Origin of the sequence: Desulfomonile tiedjei, from assembly GCA_016212925.1 — a bacterium.
Classification (GTDB): Bacteria; Desulfobacterota; Desulfomonilia; order Desulfomonilales; family Desulfomonilaceae; genus JACRDF01.
Genome location: JACRDF010000035.1, coordinates 59,747 through 71,272, shown reverse-complemented (window position 1 = coordinate 71,272; position 11,526 = coordinate 59,747). Strand labels below are relative to the sequence as shown.

At 57.0% G+C, this 11,526-nt stretch carries 2 protein-coding genes; both read right to left on the bottom strand.

Features of this window, described 5'->3' with window-relative positions; all coding sequences use genetic code 11:
• On the bottom strand, positions 1-9,000 hold a 9,000-nt coding region (locus HY913_14790; GenBank protein ID MBI4964542.1), incomplete at its 3' end, for a putative Ig domain-containing protein.
• 280 nt (positions 9,001-9,280) lie between these two features.
• Complete coding sequence (locus HY913_14785; protein MBI4964541.1) at positions 9,281-11,380, bottom strand: sigma 54-interacting transcriptional regulator; 2,100 nt, start codon at positions 11,378-11,380, stop codon at positions 9,281-9,283.
• Between the last annotated feature and the right edge of the window lie 146 nt (positions 11,381-11,526).

Sequence of the window (11,526 nt, the reverse complement as noted above, 5' to 3'; positions counted from 1 at the left end):
GTCACCGGGTGCCGCATCTATCCCAGTGGCTGCGTTGGTGACGGTCACGTCAAAGGCCTGCTGAGTAGTCCCAACCCCGTCACCGGCCGTGATCCTGAACTGATAGGGCGAGCGGCCGTTGCCTTGGGTCACGTCCGCATTCCTGGTATCCCAGGAGAAGACGCCGGTGGCGTCGTCAAAGGAGATCAGACCGCCGCCCGGACCGTTGATCTGATCGCCGTCGTTCACCGTGTTCCATGTGCCGCCCGAGAAGATCTCCAGAGAGTAAGTCACACCGGCGAAGGTCGGGCCGCCGGGATAGCTCTGTAGGCCATTGAGAAGCTCGTCATCGGTCTGGGCGTCAAATCCGCCGGCAATGTCCTCGATAAGCGGCAAGGTCGCGGGCACGCTGCCGGGCACGTACTGAGGCGTCCGGTTGTCCACAATCAGGTCAAAGACCGCTGAGACATTGCTTCCATTGTCGTCGTGATGAGTCACCGTGAACCTGTACTGGCCCACGAGAGTGTCCAGGTGATTCGGGGTCCAGGCAAAGTCTCCGTCGTCGGTGTCGAACGAGATCGCACCGCGGTCACCGCGATCGTTGGTATCGCCCACCGAATTGTCGTTGTAATCCGCGAAATCCTGAGCGGTGGACCATGCGCTACCCGTCCAGTACTGCACCTGGAGGTCATAGTACGTGACGATGTCCGTACCGCCGCCTACCACCCAGTCATGGCCCTCGTCCCTGGCCTCGATGTTGTGCGTAATGCCCATATCCTCGGTAACGTGGGTACCCGAAGCAGGAGCGGAATCAATGGACGTGGCCGCATTGTTCACGGTAACGTTGAATGTCCTCACCGAATTGCCTATGCCGTCCGAGGCTGTCACCTCAAACTGATAATTAGGCCTGAGGTTGCCCACGTTCACGTCCGCATTGGTCGGCTGCCAGTTAATCAGTCCGCTTGTGGAATTGATCGAGATCGCTCCGCCGTCGTCGCCGTTGATCTTCTCGCCGTCCGCATCAATGGTCGTCCAGCCCACGCCGTTGTTCACCCGGAGAGTGTAAACCACACCAGGAGTGAAGGTCGGGCCGCCAGTGTAGGCACTTCTACCGTCCAAAGCCTCGTCGTCGGAACCAATGTTGCGAGATCCAGGGACTTCCTCGGTCAGGTTCCAAGGGAGTACGCTCGCGGCCGTGATAACCGGCGCACGGTTCACGACGTGAAGGAGAAACTCCTTGGTGTCAGTACTGCCGTTGTCGTCATGGTGGGTTACGATGAATTTGTAATCGCCGACCATGGTGTCGATGTGGTTCGGTGTCCAGGAAAACGCGCCCGTGGCAGTGTTGAAGTTCACCGCGTTACGGCCTGTGCGGTCATTGCCGTCGTTATTGTTGTTGTAATCCGCGTAATCTTGTGCGGTGGACCAGTTTCCGACCCCAGCATCCCAGTACTGCAACTGGAGGTCATAGTAGGTTACGATGTTGCCCGTCCAGTCGTGGCCCTCGTCGCTGGCGACAATGTTGTAGGAATACGTCGAATCCTCATTGACGTTCGTCGGTCCAGCCGGGGGAGCGCTGGTTATCAGGGTGTTCGTGTTAGTCACCGTTACGGTGAACTCGTAGCTGTTCGGCGATAAGTTGGTAGGTGGAGGAGTGTTGTCGTCTGCGGTAACCTTGAATTTGTACGCGTACGGGTGGCTCGCTGTCACGTCGGCATTTGTCGGTGTCCAAGTGAGAATGCCGTCGTCATCATCGAAGTTGATAATACCGCCTAAGGTCTGGTTGATTCGGTTTCCGTTGTTTAAAGTAGTCCAGGAGCCGCCGTTGTCAAGACTCACCTCAAGGATGTACGTGACGCCGAATCCTTCTTCGTTGGAGCCGATGTCGGCATCCGTGAAAGAGAGAGTATCGAGGTCTTCACGGAGCACATAGTCTGTGGCCGCAGGGTGGATTAGGCTGGGCGGGATGTTGGTAACCTCCACGAAGAAGTCGTCCACATCCGTGGAGCCGTGCCCGTCATGATGTGTGACTCTGACCTGGTGATGGTACTGTGTTCCCGGCATCGAGGGGTCGTCGATGTTGGGCACATCCGCGTTGTTGGGCGTCCACTGAATCTCGCCGGTTTTGCCGTAAAAGAAGATGTCAGCGCCGTTCCAGGCGTTGTTGGTCAGATTGTAGTGGGTCTGAGGAGAACCGACCGCATCTACCACAATCCACGTTCCATCGTTGTTGAGGCTGATCTCCAAGGTGTAATAGTCGTCGGCAGGGAAGTTCGGCTGGTTCGCGTATTCATCATTGGTCTGGACCTGGGCGTCCGTGACGGTCATCAGGGCGTCCTGCGTAAGGGTCTGCGTTCCCACGTCAGTGGAGAAATTCGTCGCGTCATTCTGGACCACCACGTCGAATGCTTCCCAGTTTGACCAGGTGCTGCCGTTGTTGTCGGTTGCGCTTACCCTGAACTGGTACGCCGCGGTGGGGTTGCCCGCGTCATCGAAGGTTACGTCCTCATTGGTGGTGGGCCAGATAATGGTGCCTGTCTCGGGATCAAAGGTGAGCAATCCTCCAATTGGACCGTTAGGCAAGATCCCAGCCAGGTTGACTGTCTCCCAGGCATACGAACCGTTACCGTCGAGATCTGCGTAAACTTCGAGTTGGTAATCCACGTCAACATACGGGTCGTCGTCCGAGGTTAGCGTAAGCGTGTAATCCGCTGAGACCGTGTCGTCCTCATGGAGGGTCCACGGGGTGGGGGTGTTTACATCAGGGGGACGGTTCGTAACGGTGAACGTAAAGGTCTCAGTGTCGGAGGTGAAATTGCCGTCGTAGTGGGTGACCTGGAACTGGTAATTACCGACGTGGAGCGTGTCTTCGTGGTTGGGGTTCCATTGTAGGAGACCGGTATCGGTGTTGAAGATCACATCCGCGCGCAGGCCGTTGGCGCCGTTATAACCGGCAATGGTTTGCCAGCCGGAGCCGTCGTTGATGATTAGGTCATAATAAGTGCTGAGGCCGGTTCGTTCCACCTCTTCGTCCCGAGCCTGGATGTTGAACTGGAAGTTGCTGTCTTCCGGGACGTCCCCACTGGGCGGTACAGCCGTTATGAGTGTCGGGTCGTTTTGGACGGTTACGGTGAACTGTTGCCAGGGTGCGGAGTAATTATCCGTCGGATTCCCGTCGTCAGCTCTTACACGGAAGACATACGGCGAGCGAATCTCGGTGATGCCGTCGGCTCTGAGCGTTACATCCGCATTGGTGGTCTGCCACTGGATTTCACCGCTCTGCTCGTTCAGGACAATGACGCCGCCATCGGAACCGTTGGGCCGATATCCCGGTGTCCATGCAGTCCAAGTCGCCCCTCCATTAAGACTGACTTCGAGGTCGTACGTGACGCCATATCCTTCCTCATCGGAGTCGATATTGTCCTGATCGTATGTGTACCCGCTGGTCTGATCCTCAATGAGAGCCCAGTTGGGCAAGGGAAGGGGACCCTGCATGACCGGCGCAATGTTGTTTACCGAGACAAAGAACTCATCGCTAGCCCAGGAGCCATGGCCGTCGTAGTGGGTGATCCGGAAATTGTGATGATACTGGATGCCTGCAATTGAGGGGTCGTCCGCGTTGGGCACATCTGCGTTGTTGGGCGTCCACTGGATTTCGCCCGTTTCCGTCACAAAAGTTATGTCAGCGCCGTTCCAGGCGCCGTTTTGGGCGTTGTAAGCGCCGTTGTCCACGCGAATCCAGCTACCCACATTGTCGAGCTTGATCTCGAGCGTGTAGTAGTCGTCTGTGTAACCGCCAACGTTGTAGTCGTCAACGGCCCACACCTGCTGGTTGGGCGGGTCGGGCAACGAATGACTCCCGACGATTTGCAGCGTAGTATCCTGCGTTAAGACTTCGTCATGGATATCGTTGATTTCCGTGGGATCGTTGTTGACGGTCAGCGAAAACGCCTGGTCTGCGGTAACGGTGCCGTCAAAAAAACGAATCGTGAAGTTACTGGTGCCGACCATGTGATTGTCAGGCGACCCGATTTCCCCACGCGACCCGTCAGTGTTCTGGGTCCCGTCAATACCTCCCACCTTGACCGTCATGATACCGGTGACCGGGTCAATCTGAAGCCAGGCGGGCGCCCCGATCAGCGAGTATGCGTTAAGAGGACCGGATAGACGGTCATAGCCCTCGTCCGTGGTTTCCACATTGAACGGAATGTTGGTCATTACATCTTCGTACCAGATGATCGCGTTGGGGGTCTCAAACACAGGCGCAGTGTTGGTAACGTTCATAGTGAAAGGCAGTGTAGTAATTCCGCCATTGCCATCGTTGACTATGACGTTAAACGTATTGGAACCCACATGCCTGTTGTCGGGGCTAAAGGTCATCAGCCCGGTAAGACTGTTGATGCTCACACCGGTGGGCTCGCCGCTCAAGGAATAGGTGACCTGAGTCCCTGTCCCTCCGGCCGCGTACGGGTTGTGTTTTCCTTCGTCGTCCGTAAGGATGTTAAAATAGTTGCCGGTCGTGTCCTCAGTGAGGGTCATGGTGTAGGTCAAGCCGGGCGGATTGAGGAACGAAGGCGCTTGGTTGGTTACCGTGAGGGTGAAGTCCTGCGCAACTATACCGCCGTGCTGGTCATTGCAGATGATCTGGAAAGTATGAGTCCCCACGTGCGCATTGGTAGGATTGGCCGTGAGAAGACCGGTGTCCTCGTCGAGAGTCACCCAGTCGCTCCAGGTCGCTCCCGCGCCCCAGGTCAGGCCGCCACCTGCGAAGTAATACTTCGTCCCTCCATCGGATTCATCATCGGTCTGCACGTCGAAGGCCAGGGGGCTGTCCTCTTGAACCGAGATGTCGCCCGGTGAAAGGAATTCGGGATCGCGGTTCAGGACATGCACCGTGATGGTTTCGGTGGTGGAGCCATGAATGCCGTCCGGATCGGTCAGGTCAGCGTACCCGTAATCCCTCCCCGCGTTCAGGTCATAGGCCGTTACGGTAAACGGGGGTGTATCGCCCACGTGCCGGTTGGTGGGGTCCGTGGTTATCTCGCCGGTGAACGGATCGAGGGACATCCACTGCGGCGCTCCGGACCATGTGTAATATGTGGCTCCCTGGCCTTCGTCATCAACCTGGAGGTTGATCACGTCCGCTCCGTTGTCCTCACCGATATTGAAGACGGTCTGCGCAAATACCGGATCGCGGTTGGGCACGGTGATCGAGACATTTTGCGTGGTCGTGCCGTGTGTGTCGTTGGCCACGATGGTGAAGAAGTACGCACCAGGAATGGTGTTGTCCGGTGCGGTGCTCTCGTAACCCGGCCTCATGAAGACAACTCCGGTATCAGGGTCGATGCCAACCTTGGGATTGATGCCGTCCATGAGCCAACCGGGGAGATTGGTCAGCGAGTACGTCACGTGCCTGTCGGCGGAGGGGTCGTCATCCGTTACGGCTTCGAAGGTCGTCGTATTGAAGGGACTCGTCCGGTCTTCCTGCCAGACTACACTGTAGTGATGTCCCGGATCCTGGAATTGCAGCACATTCTGGACTGAAACGGTGATGGCTCTGTCGATGATGCCGCCGTGCGCGTCGTTGAAGACCACCTTGAGGTTCCACGGACCGTAATTCACGTCGTCATTCACCATCCGATGTTGATCAGGACCGGCGACTCCTCGATCAATGTAAATCTTGCCGTCGTCTGTGATCTTCAACCAGGTCGGCACAGTGTCGGTCCCGTTCGCAAGAGAGTAGGTGTTGGGGTACGACGGGTTGTCATGCGGCTCGTCCGTGGTGTTCACATCGTACGGGGTACTGGCCGCGGTGTAGTCCTGGTCCTCGGTGAAGACCACGTTGAAAGGCGCCTCGTTGAACAGCGGCGGATTGTTGGTCACGGCCAAAGTGAAATCGGTGTTGAAATCCAGCGATGCCGCGGGATCGTAGACTCGGATCTCGAACGCGTAAGGCGTGCCCGGATTGACATCCGTGGTCTGAACGTTGGTAGGATTGGCAGTGATGACACCGGTGCTGCTGCCCGTCTGCGTGCCTGTATCCTGGAATACCAGCCATGACGGAGCACCCACCAGGTCGTACCGCAAGGTCCCGCTGGTTCCCTCGGTTTGGTACTGGATGTTGAAGGTCTGGTTGCCTGTGTCCTCGATGAAGGACGTGTTATTCGGTGAGTAGAATCCAGGGTCGAAATTCACGGGATCTGTGCTGTTGGGTGGGACGTTGGTAACCACCACGGTGACGGCCTGATCCACGCTCACGCTGCCGTCAAAGAACCGAATCGTGAAGCCGAAAGTGCCTAGCCCCAAGACAGCCGGGTCAGCGCTGAATTGACCGGTTGTAGTATTAAGGAGCGTAATTCCCGCCGGCGCACTGATCAGCGAATACTGATTGGGAGTGCCGCCGTAAAGTGATCTGTTCGAGGCTTCGTCCGTAGTTTGCGGATCGAAGACCTGAACTCCGCCGCTCTGGTTCACATACAGCGTCGTGTTTCCCGATCCATACAGCCCGTCAAACTTGGGGGGACTGTTCAAAACATTGAGTGTGAAGGTCTGGTCGTCGGAACCGCCGTGGCCGTCGTCTATGTGAACCGTGAAGACATGCGTTCCAACGTTGGCATTTGCAGGCACATAGGACATCACTCCGGTGCCTGCTCCTATGGTCAGCCAGGACGGGGCCCCTACGAGGCTGTACGTCGCGCCCTGTCCCTCATCGGAAACAGCGCCCGCGGTGCCGACGTCAACCATCTGCCAGCCCTGGCCGTCAGGATTGCCGTCCAGATTCGTGTCTCCATCTTCGTACCAGGTGACAGCTCCGACCCCAGGTATGTCGGGCGCCACGTTATTGACCACCAAACGGATTGCAGCGCTTGCAACTCCGCCGTGCCCGTCGTTGAGCTGCACGGTAAAGTTATGCGTCCCCACATCGTTGTTGCCGGGGTTGTTGACACTGATTTGGCCGGTGCTTGAGTCAATGGAGACAAAGCCCGGTTCGCCTACTAGTCTATAAAATGTCGGTCCGTCGCCCTCATCGTTGATTGGAGCGGGCACATTGATGTCAAAGGTGTAGGAGCTGTCCTCGTTGACCGTTATCACGTGCGGGTCGTTCAACGGATCGGGAAGCTGCGTGAAAACCGGAGCAACGTTCGTCACGTCGATTCTGAAGAACTGCGTGGCGATGCCTCCGTGAGTATCGTTGACCACCACGTTGAACAGGTACGTGCCGCCGACATCTACATTCGTCCCGCCGGGAATGGTCATCAAGCCCGTTGCGGCGTCGATGGTGACTGGACTGCCGTGAATGTCGGGCCAATACTGGAGTGAGTACGTGGCTCCCGGCTCAGGGCTGGCCAGAGTGACCTGGAAGGTGGCGGAACCGGCATCTTCCTGGATCTGTGTCGTGGCCGGAGAAGTGATGATCGGCACGGCGTTGACCACTGTCAGGGTGAAATCTTCCTGAATGACCACCGGTGCCCCGTACCCTTCATTGGACCAGATGTCGAACACATGGGTCCCCACCCTCGAGTTGTCAGGCTGGGTACCGAGAATCGGGCTCAAAACCCCAGTGCCGGCATCGATTTGGAGCCAGCCGCCCCAGGTCAAGGCCCCGCCTTCAAAGGAGTAGGTGACATGCGCGGGCTCGACTATCACGCCCTCTTCATGGGTCTGAACGTCGAAGGACTGGCCCGCCGCGTCTTCCACCCAGGTCGTGGCGTTGGAAGACTCGAAGTAGTTGGGAACATTGTCAATATCCAGACTGAAGATATGCGTCCGGACCCCGTCGGGACTGTGGCTGTCATCGAATTGGACCACAATGGTGTGGACGCCTACATCCTGATTCAACGGATTGCCTGTGATTATACCGGTCTCACTATCAATGGAGAGCCAAATTGGGAAACCGACCGCTCCATAATCGATGCCGTCATAGCTGAGGATGCTGTAAGCCGGGAGCCCGGACGGCGTATTCTCATCGTTGTTCTGCACGTCGAACGTCTGAGGACCGCTCGATTCGATCATTTGAATGGTCGGTTCCTGGTTCAGGAAGACAGGTGGAGTATTCTGAACGGTCAGTGTGAAGTTCAGATTGCCGTTTCCTTCAGTGCTCTCTGCGTGGACAGTGAAAGTGTGGACACCCACATGGCTGTTGTCCGGATTGCCGGTGACCACACCTGTCTCAGAATCAATGGAAAGCCATGCCGGCGCGCCAGGCTGGAGCGAATAGGTCACAGGCTTGCCAAGCGCTTCGGTATCGGTCCGAGCGTCATACAGGAAGGCCTCATCTTCATCCATCGTTTGGCTGGTCGAGGAGAGGAAATCCAGAGTGTTGTTCACAGTCAGGATGAAATCCTGATCCACTGAGACGTGACCATCGTTGACCCTTACCGCAAAGCTATAGTCCCCGGTGTGGGCATAGGTGGGGTTCCCCGAAATCACCCCGCTGGTGGGGTCTATGCTAAGCCAGCCAGGGGCACCGTCCAGGGAGTAGGTGGAGCCTAGATTCTCGTCGCCGGATTGCACGTCGAATGTCTGCCCGCCGCTATCGGCTACGAACGTGGCGACAGCGCCACTGGAGAAGGTGGGGGCAACATTATAGACAGTCAACTGTATCGTTTCGATGTCGGTGTGGGGCTCAGCGCCCGAGCCGCCGTCATTGGCGGTCACTTCAAACGAATGGATGCCCACGTCCAAGTTGTTGGGCGTCCAAGAGAATTTCCCCGTCGCGGCGAAATTGTCCGTGGCGACGTCCACGTCAGCCTTGTTACCATTCCCCGCGTTATATGCGGCGACGTCCTGGCCGTCCACTTTGAGAGAATAGGTGGCTCCTGAACCTTCACTCACCGAGTGTATGTCCACCACGCTGGTAGCGTCTTCCGCCACGCTTGCTTGCGGGTTTGCCGTCACGTCCGCACCGTTGACCTGCACCTGATCGACGGTGGCATCCAGCACAATGCGCTCTTCCAATTGTTCGAACACATTTGGGGGTTCAACTACACTGACGAATAAGCGCTTCAGCAAGTCTTTCATGTTCTCTCTCCAGGACCGATACCGCTTGAAAGTCGCGGAATTAATCGACGGGGCGAATCTAAAAACTTAAGCAATTCTTATGCCATGCGTTGTTTGGCGAGGTCGGGCTTGGCAAGCAATCTAATATCAATGAGTTATGGGGAGGTCTCCTGGAGGGTGTACGGAACGGGGCATGAGTCAATCATGCAGAACGAGCGAAACCGCTCTCGGGAGCAGCGGGGGTCGTTGAAACTATAGTCACATCAAGTAATTAGACAGCGGGCGAATTGCGCTCGCTGTATCATCTCTTGAGCGCTTTTCGGTTCAACTCGGGATACTTACTCAAACGCCTCTTCAGCGCGTGTCGGGAAATGCCCAAAAGCTTTGCGGCCGCCTCTTTTTTGCCGCCTGATTTCTGCAAAGCCTCCTGTATAAGCGACCTCTCCATGTCATCGAACAGGTCCCCCATGGACTTGTCTTGAGGCAGGGAAGATTGGACGGGCGTTTTCTGCAACTCATGGGGTTCCAGCCGGAGGGGCTCGCCCTCTATTCGTCCGTTCGTGGTATAGAGAATGAGGGTGCGTTCCAGCAGGTTTCGAAGTTCTCGGACGTTTCCCGGCCAACTGTGCCGCCTCATCATGGCCAGAGTCTCCGGGGCCAGGACAGGAATGTCCACCAGGTGCATTTCCGCGGCGAGTTCGTAAGTGATTTCACGAACCAGCGACGGAATGTCCTCCACTCTTTGACGGAGAGAGGGCACTCTGACTGCGAACACATTGAGGCGATAGAAAAGGTCCTCACGAAAACGACCTTGGGAGACCTCCTCCTTCAAGTCTCTATTCGTAGCTGCCATGATTCTCACGTCCACCGTGACAGGCTTCTCGCCGCCGACGCGGGTAAAGGTCTTGGTGTCCAGAAAAGTCAGCAGCTTGGCTTGAATGGGAAGCGGCAGTTCACCGATCTCGTTGAGAAGCAGCGTGCCACGGTGGGCAACTTCGAACATTCCCGGCTTACGCCGCCTGGCTCCAGTGAAGGCCCCGGCTTCATGGCCGAACAGCTCTGATTCAGCCAGTTCGAGGGGAATTGCGGCGCAGTTAATCGCGTAAAACGGACGGCCCGCTCGCTCGGAACTGCCATGAATGAAATGGGCAAAAAAGTCCTTGCCGGCCCCGCTTTCTCCGGTGAGCAAGATCGTGCTACCGCCTGCCGCGGCGAGCCGAGCTTGTTGGAGGGCTGTTCTCATCGCTTCGGACGGGTATTCGCACGCCGAGGGTCCCGAGACATCAAGGGTTTTCATCCGGTTGGTGATTTCACGAGCGATCCCGCACAGGCCCACAATCCTACCGCGCGCGTCTTTCAAAGGCGCCCTGATCTCATGAAAGACCCGAACTTTATCCCCGACCGTTCGAGAATACTCGGCCTGGACCACTTGTCCGCGTAATACCCTCCGGTCGAGGTCTCGAATATCATTACCGAACTCCACATCGAAAAGGGCCTCCTCCGTGCTGCCGGCAATTCGCTCCGCATCGACTCCCAGGAGTCTCGCCAGGGCCGGATTGACATGCGTGTACACAAGATTGCGGTCCTTGAGAAAAATACAGTCCTGGGCGCTCTCTAAGAAGGCCTTGAAAAGGGCATCGCTTCCCCTGAGAGTCTCGGGGGCCTCCTTGGCGGCGTGGTCCTGCAGCTGTTGGCACACGCGGGCATATCTGACCGAGATGGCAATTTGCGCGGCAAGGGTTTCCAAGAAATCTGATTGGTGAGAGAAGTCTCGCTCTTCCAAAGAGGCCAACCACAGTACGCCCAGAATTTCCTCTCCAAAGACAAGCGGCAGAGCGGCGAAGGAACGCACGCCGGTTTGGTGGCAGGCGTGGAACGGGCAACGGGGATCGGCCATCACGTCGGGCGAATAAACCGGCTCATTCATGCCCGGCTCGATATCGGCAAGCCAGTCGCCCAAAGACCTCTCCATAGTCGCATCGAACTTGACGGTGGGTCCCGAGGCTGCAAATCCCTCACGAATCAGGTCATTGCCTTGAAGAAAATAGAGCGCCACCACGTCGCATGTCACCGCCCGGAGGATCTGCTCGCACGTGGAAGTTGCTACCCCTGCAGGCGAAACGCTTGATGCCACCTGTCGAGTTAACTCCCGTATGGTGACAATCTCCCTCTCGTGTTGTTCAGGAAGCCCCCGGGGGCGTTTCGGATCAGTCATTTTGGGGTCCGTCAAAGCATTGGCATTCTGGCGGCCGCGAAATCGGGCAGCGCTTCGTCCGCCTCGGTATAGGCATGAGAAATCGGACCCTGCCCACAGGAAAGGCACAGTGAACTGAAACTGAAGCACGGCCATGCAATCGTCCCAGCCGAAAACACCTTCGATCCTTAGGGCACGAGAGAGCACGCGGGGCCGCCTCTGCCCCGCGTCTCGAGATCCCCCGAAAGTCGCTTTCAAACGGTTTCATGGACGCAGAAACAAAGCAGGGCATGGTCGCCTTCTTCTGTTCATGACAGGCTGGAAATGCCTTTACGGGGGATCTTATGCCATAT